This window comes from Paenibacillus artemisiicola (genome assembly GCF_017652985.1).
Classification (GTDB): Bacteria; Bacillota; Bacilli; order Paenibacillales; family Paenibacillaceae; genus Paenibacillus_Z; species Paenibacillus_Z artemisiicola.
This window is the reverse complement of record NZ_JAGGDJ010000044.1, coordinates 1-15057: the sequence shown is the minus strand read 5'-3', so window position 1 is coordinate 15057 and position 15057 is coordinate 1. Positions and strand designations below refer to the sequence as shown.

Sequence of the window (15057 nt, the reverse complement as noted above, 5' to 3'; positions counted from 1 at the left end):
GAGCTCTTCGCCCCGTCAAGCTTTTGCGTCTCGTCAAGCTCTGCGCCCGTCCGTCCCTCAATCAAACTGCCAGCAGCTCAAGCTCAAGCTGCCCAGCTGGTAGCTGCGATGCAGCAGGGTGGCCGTGCGATTCCGGCTGCCGGCGCCCATCGCGATGAGCAGCGGAATGAAATGCTCGTTCGTCGGTACGGCGTCGAGGGCGTACGGCGCCTGGCTCCGGTAATCGAAGAGCGCCGCGGTGTCCCACGCTTCGAGCTTCTCCTGCAGCCAGGCGTCGAACGCCAGCGCCCAGTCGTCCGCGATCTCGGCGCCCCAGCTCAGCCGCCGCAGGTTATGGACGGTGCCGCCGCTGCCGATAATAAGCACGTCCTGCTCCCGGAGTTCCGCCAGCGCGCTGCCGATGCGGTACTGCTCCCCGTTGGTCAGGTGACGGTTCACGGACAGCGCCACGACCGGGATGCCGCCGGCGTCGGGGAAGAGCAGCTTCAGGACGGCCCACGCTCCGTGATCCAGGCCGCGCTCGCCGTCGAAGCGGCTCGGGATGCCGTGCTTGTCGAACAACGCGCGGATGTCTTCGCTAAGCTTACGGTCTCCTTTGGCCGGGTAGGTGATGCGATAGAGCGCGTCCGGAAAACCCGAGAAATCGTAGATCGTCTCGTACGTGTCGGCGGTGCTGACCGTCTGCGTCGTGTGCTCCCAGTGGGCGGAAAACAGGACGATCGCCTTCGGCTTCGGCAGGCCGGCCGCGAAATCCCCGAGAAAATCGGTGTAGGCATGCCGCTCCAGCACAAGGGACGGCGCGCCGTGCGCGAAGAAATAAGCGGGCATCATCGTACATCAGCTCCTTCAGTGGTAGTGGTCCGTTCGGCGTCCGCGCGAAGCCATGCCGCGAAATCCCGCTGGTTCTCCGGCGTGACGCCATGATCGGCCGGGTACGTCTTGAACGTCAGACGTTCGGTCAAGCCGCCGAAATAGTCGGCGTTCTCGCGGCCGATGGCGACCGGGAACACGCCGTCGAACTCGCCGTGCGAGATGAACGCGGACACGTTCGCCACGCTGCGCAACGGGTACTCCGTCTTCACGAAGCCCGGCACGTAGCCGTTCAGCGCGACGATGCCCTTCAGTTCGTCGCCCATCGTCAAGGCGAGGGACATCGCCAGAATGGCGCCTTGGCTAAAGCCGAGCACGTACCGCCGCTTCGGATCGACCGGATACGTCTCCGTCGCGTACCGGATGAAAGCCGTCAGCTCCGCCATCGCTTGGTCGAATTGCTCCCGGATCGGGTTGCCGAGGCTCTTCAGGTCGTAATATTGAAATCCGTTGCCGAGGAGGCGGTTGCCGCGGATGCCGATCACGATGAAAGCGTCGGTCAGGGGCTCGACGAGACCGAACAGGTTGCGTTCGTTGGACCCTTTGCCGTGCAGGGTGAAAATCACGGGATACCGCTGGCCCTCGAGGCGGCCCGGCGGCAGGTGAACGTCGTAATGAAAAGCCGTCTTCATAAAGATACGCTCCTTCCGTGTATAAAATATTAGCGATAGCGAAATAAAATTTATATCCCTAATTTACTGCCGAACAGGGTGGCGTGTCAACAAGAAAATTGATAAAATAAATACAACATACGTATCACTAATATTTCAGGAGGGGGTCCGCGCATGGACATCGGCACGAACATTCGGGCGATCCGGAAGCGCAAGAACATCACGATCGCGCAAATTTGCGAAGATACCGGCCTGTCCCAAGGCTTCATGAGCCAGGTCGAGACGAATAAGACGTCCCCGTCCATCGCGACGCTCGAGAACATCGCCGGCGCGCTGGGCGTGCCGCTCGCGTATTTGCTGCTGAAGAAGGAGGAACGCATGCAGATCGTCCGCAAGGGGGACCGTAAGATCACGACGAGCGGACCGGAGCGGCTGAAGGTCGAGCACCTGGGCGCCGCGAAGAGCATGCGGATGATGCTCGTCGAGCTGCCGCCGGGCGGATCGACGGGAGAGGAACCGCGGGCGCATGAGGGCGAGGAAGTGCATCTCGTCGTCCGGGGACGGATTTACGCCGGGCAGGGGGAGGACGCGGCCGAGTTCGGCGAAGGCGACTCCTTCAGCTGGAACGCCTGCATCCCGCATCTCGTGCGCAACATCGGCGAGGACACGGCGGTCGTGCTCATCGCGGTCTATACGGAGACGGAGCAAGCGGAACCGTATTACGATCGTCCTTAAACGAAGGAGCCGCGACGACGGTACCGACCCGGCGACGCCGCGAGCGCCTCTTGCGCCGTCAGCACGGAGGGAGACTCAGGCGGAAAACGCGGCCCGCGCCAAGTATAGCCGACGACAACGATGCCATCCATGAGACGCGACCCGCGCCAAGAAAGGCCGACGGCTTCCAAGCACTGCGCAAGATGAGGCCAGCGGCAAGAAAGGCCGGCGGCGCCAATGCCGTCCGCGAGACGCGACCCGCGGCAAGGACGCCAGATGCGCTTGTCCCGTCGACGTCCGGCGCGCGACAACGGCCCGGAGTCGCCTGATGAGGCGAATCCGGGCCGTTAGGGTCCCAGCTTATTTCAAGTCGATCTCAGGCTTGGGCTTCGCCCGCCGCGGCTTCCCTTCGGGCCGGCGCGGCGCTTCCTCGAGCTTGTTGAACATGGCGTTGTAGATGACGGCCGACAGCACGGCGAGCAGCGCCAGCGCGGCGAACGTCCACTTGAAGCCGAGCATGCCCGTGAGCGGGATGGACATCGGCGCGATGGTGCGGCCGAGGGTGAAGCGCAGGCTCGCCGCCGCGAAATACTGTCCCCGCATCTCCTCGGGCGCGAGGCGCGCGACGAACGCTTGCTGCGGGCCGGCCGACATGAGCTCCGCCAGCGTGAACACCGCGATCGCGGCCGTGAAGCCCCAGAACGTCGACATGTTGCAGAACATGATCATGCCGAGGGCGTAGAAGAGCGCGCCGCCGATGAACACGATCCGGTCGCGATACTTCGTCATCCACTTCGTCACGATGACCGTGAAGAGGGCGACGAACAGGCCGTTCTCGGAGACGATGAGGCCGAACAGCTGCTGGCCGGTCAGCGTCAGGTCCCAGCCGCGGTACGAGAAGAGCGTCGACAGCGGCACGGTTTCCTTCAGGAAGACCGGGAACAGCAGGTCGAGCTGCATGAACGTCTGCGCGAGCAGCACGCCCGCGATGCTGAACAGCAGGAACACGCGGTCCGCGGCGATGACCCGGTAATCCCGCAGCTGGGCGGTCACCGCGGCGTACCAAGGCGCGCCGGACGCGGTCTTGTACCGGTCCGCCACGTGCGCGGGCCGCGTCTCGCTCAGCCGGCCGCGCATGACGAGCGCGATCGCCGCGCAGATGACCGCGGCCGCGGCGAGCACGGCGTACGGGTTGTCCTTGTACAGGAACGACCCGAGCAGCGGACCGACGACCACGGCCATGTTCGAGGCGGTATAGAAGATCGCGAAGACGCTCGACTGATGCTTCTCGTCGACGACGTCCGCGACCATCGCCTGGCTCGCCGGCCAGTACAGGGCGCCGAAGAAGCTCGCCAGCGTGAAGCCGGCGAACGCCGGCGCGTGCAGATTCACCCAGGGCGAAGCCGCGCAGGCGAACAGCGCGTAGCCGAAGGCCTGTCCGCTCGCGGCGAACACCATCATCCGCTTGCGGCCGAACCGGTCGGCGCAGTAGCCGCCGATCAGATTGGCCAAAACCGACAGCAGCTGGGAGAGCACGAGCAGCATGCCCGTCCAGCCTTTGCCGAACGCATTCGTGAAATAAATGGACAGGAACGGAAAGAACGTCCAAAAGATGACGTTAAACGCGGTTTCTCCGCCGAGGCGGAGCTTCAAATTCGTATCCCAATCGCGGATTCGCATGTACAACTTCCTCTGGTTGCCGGATTTTCGTGGGTTGGGCATCCCCATTATACACGGTCGTCCGCGGCGAAGGGAACATGCTTTCGCCCCTTTACCGCGTCGCAGCAGCCCCTCCGGAAGCCGCGCCCGGATCAGGAATGAAGTTGCAGTGGTCCGTTCGCGGCGCCTGTCGTATGATAGAAGGACGCAAAAGGCACAGACAGCGGGGGAGTTGGCTATGAAGAAACGAAAAGTCGCGGCGATGACCGCCTTGCTGGCGTTCATGGCCGTTTCGCTGGCCGTTACGGCCGATCAGCTGCTGCAGTTCAAGCGGACGGTCGCGTTCGCGTCGGCCGAGGCGTCCGGGGCGGGCATTCCGGTGCTGTGCTACCATTCGATCGCAGATAACGGGGGAAGCAACGAATACGTCGTCTCGCCGGAGCGGTTCCGCGAGGAGATGGCGTGGCTGAGCGGCCAAGGCTACCATAGCATCGATCTGAAGGAATTCGGGGCGCTCCTGTCGGGCAAGGAGAAGGCGAGCGGCAAGGAAGTCCTGATCACGTTCGACGACGGCTATAAGAACAATTACGCCGAGGCGCTGCCGGTGCTCGAGGAATACGGGTTTCGGGCGACGGAGTTTCTCGTGACGAATTGGGTCGGCGGCTCCGGGTATGTGAGCTGGGACGAGGTCAAGGCGCTGCGCAGCGCGGGCTGGGACATCATGGCGCACACGCGCACGCATCCGTTCCTGCCGCTGCATACGGCGAGCGTGCAGCGCGACGAAATCGCCGGCTCCAAGGCGGCCATCGAGCGCGAGCTCGGCACCGAGGTGACCGCCATCGCGTATCCGTACGGGCTGCGCAGCGAAGAGACGATGCGGCTCGTGAAGCAGAGCGGCTACGCGTACGCCTTTACGTTCGACGACGGCTGGACCGATCCGGGCCAGAACCCGTACCTGCTCAAGCGGCTGTTCATCTCGGGCGGGATGGGGCTGGAAGATTTCGAACGCAAGCTCGCGCACGCATAAAAGCATTCGCATGAAGGCATCCCGGTGAGAATGCGATGCCCCAAAATCAAAAGACATTGCCGGCGTCTCCAAGACAGCCGCATGACGAAAAGCCGCTCGGGCAACCCGGGCGGCTTTTTCGCTTCCGCATGGTTTCAAGCCTGACGGCTGTCAACCGCATGCGGCAATCATGGCGCGTCAAGCATGGCGACGGAAGCATCCGCCAGCCGATGCAGCTTCTTTCGATCCGTGGACGTACGGGCCAATACCCGAATTCCGATCATGGTGGCCTGCAGGCTTGCCGCAAGCTGATCGGCATCCTTGCCAAGCGGGATTTCGCCCGATTGTTGACCTTTTCGAATGAGATCGGCAAGGAATCGCTCTTCGTTCTTGAACCCTTCGTTGGTGAGCTCGCCTACCTCCGGATCCCTTAGAGCCAGCTCGGTCGCCGAATTCACGTATAAGCAGCCTAACGGCCGGCCGTCGTTCACCTCGATCAGGTAGTCGAAGAAGAAGCGAATGGCTTCTTGCGACGTGCGGCCGCGGGTGACTTCCGCCTTGATCGCCGCGCTCGTCTGTTTGTCGTATTGTTCCATCGCCTTCACAAAGAGGCTGTGCTTGTCGCCGAACGTATCGTACAGGCTTCTGCGATGGATCCCCATATGCGTAACAAGGTCCTGAAGCGAGGTTTTTTCGTACCCCTGTTCCCAGAATAAGCGCATAGCTTTCAGCAGGACGTCGTGTTCGTCGAATTCTTTGCTTCTTGCCATCGTGTTCACCCTCTTTGACATGATTTTAGCATATGAGAACAATCGGTAAAAGATAAAAATCAAAGCGGTTCATCGAGTCGTTAACCGAATCTCAATATATATGGGAAATTTTTGCTCGGTCCTGCGTTCGGGGAAAGCCGTTTATTTTAGGCCTAATTATTGAAGCGATTAATCCTTAACCGAGTGAAGGAAAAGATTATGAAATATGAAGGTTGTGTTAGGTAAGTTGACAAAAAGGGCGAATGGGTTTTAAATATGGGAATGATCGATCTAAATACTGCGCAGGTAAAAAAACGACAGCTTAGAGGAGACGGAGCAACCATGAACCATCCAAAAGCAGGTGCAATGCGCCGGAAGCCGGACAACGACAATACGTATTTATTCCTGACCGACATTAATTCCATTTTGGTCAGCGGGGAAGACACGAACGGGGAATTTTGCGTGGTGCATTGCTCGGTACGCGAGAATGACGGCCCGCCGCTTCACGTCCACGGAAGCGAAGACGAATCGTTCTACGTGTTGGACGGAGAAATCGAGATGACGCTTGGGGACGACACGTTTTCGGTGCGAAGCGGAGAGTATGTCTTCGCCCCCCGCGGCATTCCGCATACGTTCAAGGTGAGGTCCGAGCAGGCTCGTTTCCTGGTGACGGCCTACCCGGCGGGCTTCGATTCCTTCGTCAAAGAACTGGGCGTTCCTTACGAGGAGGGCATGGAAGCGAATATGGAGCCTCCAACGCCCGAACTGCTTCAAAAACTCATCGAAGTATCCAAAAAATACAACATCACCTATCCGGGCCTCTAAAAATCCCTGAACGCTAGAACGGCTATTCCGCACTTCATGACAAGAACGGAGGAACACCTGATGACGAACATTCTCTCCTCGTCCGAGCCCGATTTTCGCGATGGCCTGGAGCCTCTGCAGCACAAAATCACGATCGACGGCGTCGTCCACAGCTTCCGCGTCGCCGGCCAAGGGCCGGTTTGCCTGGTTCACCCGGGCGGCCCCGGTTTCGATTGGAATTACATGCGCATGCCGCTGCTCGAACAAACCATGACCGTCGTCTATATCGAGCCCGCAGGGACGGGGGATTCCGGGCTGCTGCCGGACGAAGAATACACGATGCCGCGGTATGCCTATCACGCGCATGAGATCGCCAAGCGCGTCGGAGCCCGGAAGCCCTACTTCCTGGGCCATTCGCACGGCGGTTTTGTCGGACTTCAATATGCGCTCGATTACCCGGATGAGCTCGAAGGTCTCATTCTCTATAGCAGCGCGCCTTGCATGGTACAGGAACTCGCAGAGGAGCAGGCACGGCAAATCGAGCTCTACGCCCGGCGCTGGCCGGATCGTCCCGAGGCGCAAGACGCATGGCAGGCGTGGAAGGACATGGGGGCGGGCGCGGCGCGAGACAATGAATCGTTCCTCCACCTGTTGGGACGGCTGCTGCCCGCGTTCTTCGGCGATTATCGGAACCTCCCGTCAGCCTTCGCGACGTGGCGGGACAACTTGAATTTTTACCTCGTTCCCCGAAAGCCGCATACGTGGGACGTGAGAGAGGTTTTAACCGGGATACGCGTACCGGCGCTCATCCTGGTCGGCGAACACGATTTCAACTGCGGCCCGCGCTGGGCTGCGGAAATGGACGAGAAGCTGCCGGATTCGCAGCTTTATACGTTCGTGGCGGGCGGCCACATGAGCCATGTCGAGCGCCCGCGGGAATTCGCGGAAGCCGTGCGCGATTTCGTCGCTCACGGTGCGCGTACCGAAGCCTAAGCCGATGAACGCGGAATTTAAAGGAGGACATCATCGATCATGAAACGCATGAAGAAGCTGGCCGCATCGCTGCTGCTGGCAGCCGCGGTCGGCGCAGCCGTGCCGGCTGCCGTCTCCGCGAACGGAGCGAACCTAGCGGTAACGGTCAACGGAACGGTGCTGGTTTCGTCCGCCAACCATATGACGGACGGCAGGGTTTACGTGGATCTCGAGCGCTTCTCCGGCATGACGGGGATCAACTACGTCTACGACGGCAAGAAACATACGGCAATCCTGAACGGGAGCACGCTTAACGTGATCGAAACGAACCGCGTTCCGACGGTGTATATTCGGAATCTGGCGAATGCGGCCGGAGCGAAAAGCTTGACCTGGAACGAAAAAACGCGCACGGCGCAGATGAACTTTACTGCCGGGCTGGTCGTCTTCGGCGACGTCGTTTCCCAAAACGCGGGCTGCGTGCCGCAAAACCGTTTTACCGTCGGGGACGGGATCGTCTTCCGGATGAAAGCCCAGAATCCGATCACGGGCTTGTTGGCGGAAGACGCGAAGCTGCAGGTGCATCTCGGCACGGGCGAAGTGCTGGATATGCAGCTGGGGCAGCACCCGCCCGATGCGCCGGACGGCGAGCGGTTTTGGAGCGCGAATTACAAAGTGACGGACGCGACTCCGAAAGGCACGCTACATTATTACGTCACCGCCGAAACGCCCATCATGAAAGGCGAATACAAGCCGTTTCAAGTCGCTCCTTCGCTCATCACGATCGTCGCGCCGGAATCCGCGGCCTCGGGGGGAACGGCGAACTAAGCGCGCCATGGAAGCGAGGTCAAGCCAATGAAACCCATCACGCATCCGTTCACCTTCCTGAGCTCGCTTTTGGTCCTGGTAACGTCGTTCTTGGGAATAGCCGGCCCTGCGTCGGCGAGCGGACAATCCGTCGCGCCGACCGTACAAACCGCGGAAAGCAAAGGTACCGTAGGATCGATCCTTCATTTCTCGGCCGCGGGCCTGAAACCGAACGCGCCCGTTAACCTGCATTGGGAAACCGAGCAAGGCAGCTACGCGATCGAAGGCTTGTACCGTTTCATCGGGCCGGCGTACAAACCCGAAGTGAAGACGCTGCTGTCCGGCATGTCCGACGAACAAGGAAACTGGCAGGGGAGCTTCGCCGTTCCGAGAGGTTTCGGCGGCGACCATACGATCTACGTAAGCCAAGACAATAAGCATGCCGCCCAAAACAACGTCTTCGTCGCGCCGACGTTCCGGCTCTCGCCGGAGTCCGGCCCGGTCGGAACGGAAATCACGGTCCAGGCCGAGGGAATCGGCTATTCGACCATGGAAAGCAACTGGCAATTGTCTTACGACAACAAGATGACGGGCCTGATCTCCGCCGTCTCCACGAATGGCAGCGCGACCGCGAAGATTCGGGCCTCCGGCCCGGCCGGCAAGCATACGATCACGATATGGCATGGTTATTTGGGCATGCCGTACGTGAATTATACGGAAGCGCCGAATGCGTATTTGCCCGTTCCGAGCTTTACGTTCGACGTGACCGGCGGACCGCCGGCCGCCGAGCCCGAAGCGGAAGCTTCGCCCAAGGCGGCCGGCGGCGGCGTGCGCCTGCCCGCCCTGTCGAATAAGCCCGGCGTATCCGCTTCGCTTAGCCAATCGTCCGGGCACGTGGGGGATCGCGTAATGCTGAAGGCGAGCGGGATGCCGGCGGCGCAATCGGCTAAGCTTGTCTGGCATACAATGGAAGGAAGCCGGATCTCGGGCAAGAATTTCGAAGAGAAAACGAAGGTCATCGGCACGGCCCGGACGGATGCCAACGGCAGTTTGAGCTACGGCTTCCCGATCCCCGACGATCTTGGCGGTGTGCCGCATCGGATGGAATTGAAAGTTGCCGGCGTTACTTATGGCGAGGTCTACTTGTCGATCCTGCCGTCGGTCGTCAAAATGACGCCAACGTCCGGACCTGCGGGTACCGAAATTGCCATACAGATCAAAGGAGTCGGCTGGACGGAATACGATAACGCCTATTACCTGGATTATGACAATGCCTACCTGGGTTACATGTGCGGCTTCAACAGCCAAGGAACGGCAACCTTCACGATCGTCGCTTCAGGCGAACCGGGTTACCACCTCATCGATCTGTATCCGGGGATCTATCGGGGAGAGCAGCGGAACCCCGACGTCTATCTCGCGCCTCAGTTGACCTATGGCGAGGACCATCCCGGCTCCGCCATTCCGGCGATCCGCTTGGGATTCGCGATTACCGAATAAGCAGCTCGGCAAGATGACGGAAAACAAGACGGCGGCCGGAAGAACGGCCGCAGGATAAACGAAAGGCCGCCCGGGCGATCCCGGGCGGCCTTTCGTGATGCGCATGCGCGGCTGCGCCTTGCGGCGCGGGCGCGATTATCGGTTGACCATCTTCGTCAGCGTCAAGGACCAGTCGAGCGCGCTGTAGTCGAGCTCCCAGCCGAGCTGCTCCGCGATGAAGCGCAGCGGCACCATGACGCGGCCGTCGTCGTTCAGCACGACCTTCGAGCCGATGGAGACTTTCGCGTCGTTGATCTCCATCGCTTCCCGGCCTACCCAGAATTTCATGACGTCCGGTCCGGCCCAGACGACCGTCGCTCCGGTCGTCGCGTCCCACGCGACCTTCGCGCCGACCCCTTCGGCGAGCGCGCGCACCGGCACGTACACCATGCCCTTCCAGAACATCGGGCTCGTATCCATCGTCACCATGCGGCCGTTATTGTTCAGCATCGGACTGTTCACCTTCAGCTTCACCGTGTATACGCTCATCGGAGCGGCCGGCATATCCGCCGCGCTGGTCGCCGGCGCCGTCGGTTCGTTCGGCATCGCGTCGGCGTTCGCCAGCGCAGGCATCATCAGGGTCAATCCGAGCAGGGGAAGGATCAGCTTTTTCGTCTTCAATTACGTCACGCTCCTTAATGAATGGGTAGGGTGGGCAAACCGTTCCTGCTGGTGCGTCGTGCCAAGCGGAGCGCATTTGAGATCATCTGAGAAGATAGTAATGGCCGATGCTGCGGATTGATCCAAATCGCCTATGGGCATGGCGAAAAGTGGGTACGGAGGACTTGTCTGCCATGTAGTTTGATGTTACCCGGCGTAGCGGGACATGAATCAATGGAGGGGGTACTCCGCGAAAAACGCAAAAAAAGGATGGCGCGGGGCCATCCTGATGCCGCTATGCAGATGGAGCTGCGCTGCTCCGTTACTCCGACCAGTCGCGCCGCAGCGTGAACAGATCGCGCAGCGCGTCCGTCGACAGCTCCGTGATCCAGCCCTCCGAGCTCGTGATGACGTCGTCGCTCAACTGCTGCTTGCTCTCGAGCATCTCGTCGATCCGTTCCTCCAGCGTGCCGAGCGAGATGAACTTGTGCACCTGCACGTCGCGCGTCTGGCCCATCCGGTAGGCGCGGTCCGTGGCCTGATTCTCCACGGCGGGGTTCCACCAGCGGTCGAAATGGAACACGTGGTTCGCCGCGGTCAGGTTGAGCCCGACGCCGCCGGCCTTGATCGATAGAATGAACACGTTCGGCTGTTCCGCGTCCGGCAGCTCCCGGGATTGGAACCGCTCGATCATCCGGTCGCGCGCCGTCTTGGACGAGCCGCCGTGCAGGTACAGGACGGGCTCGCCGAGCTCCCGGCCGAGCACGCGCTGCAGCATCTCGCCCATCCCGATGTACTGCGTGAAGATGAGGCAGCGCTCGCCCTCCTCGCGCAGCTCCTTCACGAGGTCGAGCAGCCGTTCGAGCTTGGCGGAGCGGCCGATGAGCATCGCCGATTCGGCGGCTTCCTCGCGCTCGTCCTCCGGCACCGGCACGGCCTCCTTCGTCAGCAGCACGGGGTGGTCGCACAGCTGCTTCAGCCGCGTCAGCGCGGAGAGGATCGCGCCTTTGCGCTGAATGCCCTCCAGCTTCTTGACCTCGTCCATCAGCTCCTTGACCGTCTGCTCGTAGAGCGCGCTCTGCTCGCCGGTGAGGTGGATGTACGTCTTCATCTCGTTCTTCTCCGGCAGGTCCAGCATGATGTTCGGATCCTTCTTCTTGCGCCGGAGCATGAACGGCTTCACGAGCCGCTGCAGCTCCTGCGTCCGCTTCTCGTCGCGCTCGCGCTCGATCGCCTGGCCGAACCGCTCGGCGAACGTACGGGCGCTTCCGAGATAGCCCGGATTGGTAAAATCGTAGATCGACCACAGCTCCGCGAGCCGGTTCTCGATCGGCGTGCCCGTCAGCGCGATGCGGTGCCGCGCGGGGAAGCTCTTGACCGCCATGGCCTGCTTCGTGCCGGCGTTCTTGATGTTCTGCGCCTCGTCGAGGCAGATCGCCGTCCAGGTGTAACCGCCGAGCAGCTCCTGGTCCAGCGTCGACGTCGCGTACGAGGTCAGCACGAGATCGGCCTCCGCCGCTTCCTCGTAGAACGCGCCGCCGCTCAGCCGCTTGCTGCCGTAATGGAGCAGGATGCGCAGCGACGGCGCGAAGCGGCGCACCTCCTTCTGCCAGTTGCCGAGCACCGAGGTGGGGCAGATCAGCAGCGCGGGACGGCGTCCTCCGTTCGCGGCCGGTTCCTCCGCGACGTGCAGCAGGTACGCGATGAACTGAATCGTCTTGCCGAGGCCCATGTCGTCGGCCAGGACGGCGCCGAGCCCGAACCGGCGCAGAAAAGCGAGCCACGAGAAGCCGGCCTGCTGGTAGCTGCGCAGCTCCGCATGCAGCGTCGGCGGCACGGGGACCGACGGCCAGTCCGTCTGCTGCGTCAGCTGCGCCATGACGGTCGTCAGGTGGGCGTTCAGCTCGACGTCCACCTCCAGCCCGCCTTCGTGCTCGCCGTCTTCTTCGCCGCCGCGCTCGCCGGCCTTGTCCGCGCCCGCCGGCAGGAAGAAAGCGCGGTTGCGCCGCAAATGCAGCTGCAGCACGTCCTGGAAGGACAGCCCCCGCCGCGGATCGACGCCCGCCATCGCCTTGCGGATCTGCGCGAGCAGGGCGGGATCGAGCGGCACCCATTGACCGCGGAACCGCACGAGCCGCTCGCCGCGGGCGACCAGCTCCCGAAACTCTTCCTCGCTGAGGTCGGCATCGCCGATGGAGACGCGCCAGTCGAAATCGATCAGCGCGTCGAGGCCGAAGAAGGACCGGCCGCCGTCCTTGCGCGCGCCCTCGCCTTCGCCGGGGCGGACTTTCGCGCGCAGGCGCGGCTTCTTGCGGCTCGCCTCTTCCCACCAGGCGGGCAGCAGCACCTGCCAGCCGGCGGCCAGGAGGCGCTGGCTGTCCGCGGTCAGGAACCGCCACGCGTCGTCGTCGGGCAGCGGGGCGTTCAGCACGTCCGCGGGGCTGCCGGCCAGCCGGTCGGCCGGCAGGCTCGCGCGCAGATGCGCGAGCCACGCCGCGGAGCGCTCGCGCACGTGCGGCGTCCAGCCGGAGGGCCACGTCCCGGAGGCTTCGCCGTCCGCGGCCAGCCGGACCGGCGCGAGCTTCGCCGGTTCGAGCTTGTCCTGCAGCAGGAGCGCGAGGCGCCAGCCGCCGGCTTCGGCGTCCTCCGGCTCCAGCAGCTGCAGGAGCGGCCGGAACGGCAGCGTGTCGGCCTTCCAGCCGGCGGCGACGAGCCAGCCGCGCTCGTCGAGGCCCGCGGCCGCCGCGGCGCGGTCGCGCGCGAACAGCAGCGGGAAGTCGCGGCGCAGGTCGCCGGCGGCTTCCTCCGTGCCGTAATGGCGCTGGAACACCGCCGCGGAGAAGGCGGCGCCGAGGCCGGCCAGGAAGGCGGCGTCCGCCGCCTCCGACTCCGGGGCTTCCGCGTCCGGGGCATCGCCATCCCATACGCCGTGCTCGTCCCAATCGCCGTCCTCGTCCGGTCCGCCGTACAGGCTGCCGCCGCGCGCCCGGCCGGCGCCGTCCGCGAGCGCGCGCAGCGCCCGGCGTGACTTCGCGTCCAGCGCCTCCGCGTCCCACGTCCACCGCAGCTTGCCGGCCTTGTAGGCCTCGAAGCTCGGGACGAATTTGCGCTCCGCGACGCCGCGCGCAAGCGCCGGCGCGAGCGCGGCGAGCCGCGCGGCGCCGCCTTCGAGCCGCCAGGTCACGTGCACCGGCAGCCATTCGGGGTCGGCGAAGAACGGCAGCACCATCTCCGCCGGCAGCACGACGAGCTCCAGCTCGTCCCGGAGCTTCTCGATCTCGAGCTCCGTGCCGTAGAACGACGGCTCGTGCCGCGCGAACAGCCGCTGCTTGACGAGCAGCCCCGGCGCGTAGCCGGACGCGTCCGCGCCGAAGATCAGCGCGTCGCCCTGTTCGGTCAGGCTCGCTTGAATCGTAAGCGTATCGGCGTACGCGTTCATGACAGCAGTCCTCCTTTGCGCAGTTCTTCCTGCAGCGCCCGCAGCCGGCTGTTCCGGCTCGCGAACGCGGCGATGAACTGCTCCCACCGCTCGCCCCGCTTCAGCCGGGCGTACAGCTTGGCGAGCCGTTTCAGCAGCTTCGCCGCGGCCTTGTAGCCGTCGCGGTTCTTCTGCAGCACGTACCGTTCCACCGCCTGATGGTAGAAGGGCAGCAGCAGCTCCGGCGCGTCCTTCTCGACCGGCTTCAGCGCGGTCACGCGGAACGACAGCGGATCTTGGCCCATGCACATCTGCAGGTCGATCCACAGGTCCCAGCAGCCGTGCGCCGCCAGCGCGTCCTCGTAGACGGACCGCGAGAACGGCAGCATCGCCTTGAGCGTGCGCCACATCGCCGGCTCCGCCTCGGGCAGATGCGCCACGACCGCCTCCCAATAGTCGCCGTAGGACGCCAGGTCCTCGCCGCGGAAGCCGACGAGCAGCGGGCCGGTCTCCGCGAGCCAATCGCGCAGCCGGGCCCATTGCCCGCCGCGTTCCAGGATGCCGAGCAGCGGCGCGAGATGCTCCGGCTTCAGCATCAGCGCGCTCCCGCCGCGGGCGAGCAGCGCCCGCGCTTCCGCGTCGCGCGCCAGGCAGAGCAGCGGCAGGCATTGCGCGAGCGTCCACGGCAGGCGCGATAGGGACGGCCCGAGCTCCGCCTCCGCCGCCCGCAGCTTGCGCAGCTCCTCCTCGTATAGCGTCGGGCTTCCGGCCGAGCCGGGACCGAGCCAGTGCAGCCACAGCGACGCGTAGAGCGACGCGAAGCAGCCGAGCGTCTTGTCCTCGGTCAGCATGCGCTCCCGGAGGAAGTCCGCCGTCTCCATCAGCCGGTCCCAGTACGCCGAGTCGTCGCCCGCCAGCGCGAGCTTGTCCTCGAGCAGGCTCCGCGCCTGGCCGCGCAGCCCGTCCAGCGCGAGCTGCGTATGGTAGCCCATGAACAGGCCCGATTGGCGCCAGTCCGCTTGGGCCGGCTTGACCATCCGCTCCAGCACGAACAGCAGGGCGTGGAGCGTGAACAGCTGCTCCAGCGCCCAGGGCAGCTCGGGCCGCATGGCCTGGAGGTCGGCGAGCAGCTCGCCGGCCTCCTGCGCCGTGCGGACGTGCAGGTGCATCGGCCCGCGGCGCGCCTGGAACCGTTCGTGCCACTTGGCCACGGGGAGCCCTGTCAGCTCCGCCTCCGTCAAGGTCGGCCGGACGGGCCGGGGGGCCGACGGCGCGGAGCCGCGGTTCGCGCCCTCGCCGTCGCCCGGCCGGGAC

The 15057-nt window shown here is 63.7% G+C and carries 13 protein-coding genes; 6 read left to right on the top strand and 7 right to left on the bottom strand.

Going from position 1 to position 15057, the window contains the following annotated elements; translation table 11 throughout:
- Positions 1 to 57: 57 nt before the first annotated feature.
- Both I8J29_RS27695 and I8J29_RS27690 read right to left on the bottom strand, forming a co-directional pair.
- The gene (locus tag I8J29_RS27695) at positions 58 to 831 is read right to left on the bottom strand and encodes a DODA-type extradiol aromatic ring-opening family dioxygenase (RefSeq protein WP_208850594.1); all 774 of its coding nucleotides are present in this window, start codon (positions 829 to 831) and stop codon (positions 58 to 60) included.
- Complete coding sequence (locus I8J29_RS27690; RefSeq protein WP_208850593.1) at positions 828 to 1502, bottom strand: alpha/beta hydrolase; 675 nt, start codon at positions 1500 to 1502, stop codon at positions 828 to 830. Before I8J29_RS27690 ends, I8J29_RS27695 begins: the two co-directional genes overlap by 4 nt.
- A 153-nt stretch (positions 1503 to 1655) precedes the next feature.
- Between I8J29_RS27690 and I8J29_RS27685 the strand changes: the two genes are divergently transcribed.
- Complete coding sequence (locus tag I8J29_RS27685) at positions 1656 to 2216, top strand: helix-turn-helix domain-containing protein (protein ID WP_208850592.1); 561 nt, start codon at positions 1656 to 1658, stop codon at positions 2214 to 2216.
- A gap of 339 nt (positions 2217 to 2555) precedes the next feature.
- On the opposite strand, the gene I8J29_RS27680 is transcribed toward I8J29_RS27685, so the two are convergent.
- On the bottom strand, positions 2556 to 3875 hold the full coding sequence (locus tag I8J29_RS27680; RefSeq protein ID WP_208850591.1) for an MDR family MFS transporter: 1320 nt from the start codon (positions 3873 to 3875) through the stop codon (positions 2556 to 2558).
- 217 nt (positions 3876 to 4092) lie between these two features.
- Between I8J29_RS27680 and I8J29_RS27675 the strand changes: the two genes are divergently transcribed.
- The gene (locus tag I8J29_RS27675; RefSeq protein ID WP_208850590.1) at positions 4093 to 4881 is read left to right on the top strand and encodes a polysaccharide deacetylase family protein; all 789 of its coding nucleotides are present in this window, start codon (positions 4093 to 4095) and stop codon (positions 4879 to 4881) included.
- A 167-nt stretch (positions 4882 to 5048) separates the two neighbouring features.
- On the opposite strand, the gene I8J29_RS27670 is transcribed toward I8J29_RS27675, so the two are convergent.
- Positions 5049 to 5630 (bottom strand): TetR/AcrR family transcriptional regulator, encoded by a 582-nt coding sequence (locus I8J29_RS27670; RefSeq protein WP_208850589.1) that lies wholly within the window; start codon positions 5628 to 5630, stop codon positions 5049 to 5051.
- 321 nt (positions 5631 to 5951) lie between these two features.
- Between I8J29_RS27670 and I8J29_RS27665 the strand changes: the two genes are divergently transcribed.
- The 4 genes from I8J29_RS27665 to I8J29_RS27650 are packed head-to-tail and all read left to right on the top strand — an operon-like array spanning position 5952 to position 9686.
- Positions 5952 to 6434 carry a quercetin 2,3-dioxygenase gene (locus I8J29_RS27665; protein ID WP_208850588.1) on the top strand — a complete coding sequence of 161 codons (483 nt, stop codon included), beginning with the start codon at positions 5952 to 5954 and terminating at the stop codon, positions 6432 to 6434.
- A 60-nt stretch (positions 6435 to 6494) separates the two neighbouring features.
- Positions 6495 to 7406: an alpha/beta fold hydrolase gene (locus I8J29_RS27660; protein WP_208850587.1), complete on the top strand. Its 912-nt coding sequence runs from the start codon at positions 6495 to 6497 to the stop codon at positions 7404 to 7406.
- A 39-nt stretch (positions 7407 to 7445) separates the two neighbouring features.
- Complete coding sequence (locus tag I8J29_RS27655) at positions 7446 to 8210, top strand: hypothetical protein (RefSeq protein WP_208850586.1); 765 nt, start codon at positions 7446 to 7448, stop codon at positions 8208 to 8210.
- 27 nt (positions 8211 to 8237) lie between these two features.
- Positions 8238 to 9686, top strand: a complete 1449-nt coding sequence (locus tag I8J29_RS27650; protein ID WP_208850585.1) for a hypothetical protein — start codon at positions 8238 to 8240, stop codon at positions 9684 to 9686.
- Between the two features lie 135 nt (positions 9687 to 9821).
- Here I8J29_RS27650 and I8J29_RS27645 read toward each other — a convergent pair whose 3' ends face one another.
- The 3 genes from I8J29_RS27645 to I8J29_RS27635 all read right to left on the bottom strand — a co-directional run.
- The gene (locus I8J29_RS27645; protein WP_208850584.1) at positions 9822 to 10346 is read right to left on the bottom strand and encodes a copper amine oxidase N-terminal domain-containing protein; all 525 of its coding nucleotides are present in this window, start codon (positions 10344 to 10346) and stop codon (positions 9822 to 9824) included.
- A gap of 301 nt (positions 10347 to 10647) precedes the next feature.
- Positions 10648 to 13764 (bottom strand): DEAD/DEAH box helicase, encoded by a 3117-nt coding sequence (locus tag I8J29_RS27640; protein WP_208850583.1) that lies wholly within the window; start codon positions 13762 to 13764, stop codon positions 10648 to 10650.
- A partial coding sequence (locus I8J29_RS27635; protein ID WP_208850582.1) for a hypothetical protein occupies positions 13761 to 15057 on the bottom strand: 1297 nt, incomplete at its 5' end. The genes I8J29_RS27640 and I8J29_RS27635, both read right to left, overlap by 4 nt.

Bases quoted from the DNA above. Each gene is read 5' to 3' on its own strand.
- I8J29_RS27675 (WP_208850590.1), top strand. From the start codon at position 4,093: ATGAAGAAACGAAAAGTCGCGGCGATGACCGCCTTGCTGGCGTTCATG.
- I8J29_RS27685 (WP_208850592.1), top strand. From the start codon at position 1,656: ATGGACATCGGCACGAACATTCGGGCGATCCGGAAGCGCAAGAACATC.
- I8J29_RS27660 (WP_208850587.1), top strand. From the start codon at position 6,495: ATGACGAACATTCTCTCCTCGTCCGAGCCCGATTTTCGCGATGGCCTG.
- I8J29_RS27670 (WP_208850589.1), bottom strand. From the start codon at position 5,630: ATGGCAAGAAGCAAAGAATTCGACGAACACGACGTCCTGCTGAAAGCT.
- I8J29_RS27680 (WP_208850591.1), bottom strand. From the start codon at position 3,875: ATGCGAATCCGCGATTGGGATACGAATTTGAAGCTCCGCCTCGGCGGA.
- I8J29_RS27690 (WP_208850593.1), bottom strand. From the start codon at position 1,502: ATGAAGACGGCTTTTCATTACGACGTTCACCTGCCGCCGGGCCGCCTC.
- I8J29_RS27665 (WP_208850588.1), top strand. From the start codon at position 5,952: ATGAACCATCCAAAAGCAGGTGCAATGCGCCGGAAGCCGGACAACGAC.
- I8J29_RS27650 (WP_208850585.1), top strand. From the start codon at position 8,238: ATGAAACCCATCACGCATCCGTTCACCTTCCTGAGCTCGCTTTTGGTC.
- I8J29_RS27695 (WP_208850594.1), bottom strand. From the start codon at position 831: ATGATGCCCGCTTATTTCTTCGCGCACGGCGCGCCGTCCCTTGTGCTG.
- I8J29_RS27655 (WP_208850586.1), top strand. From the start codon at position 7,446: ATGAAACGCATGAAGAAGCTGGCCGCATCGCTGCTGCTGGCAGCCGCG.
- I8J29_RS27640 (WP_208850583.1), bottom strand. From the start codon at position 13,764: ATGAACGCGTACGCCGATACGCTTACGATTCAAGCGAGCCTGACCGAA.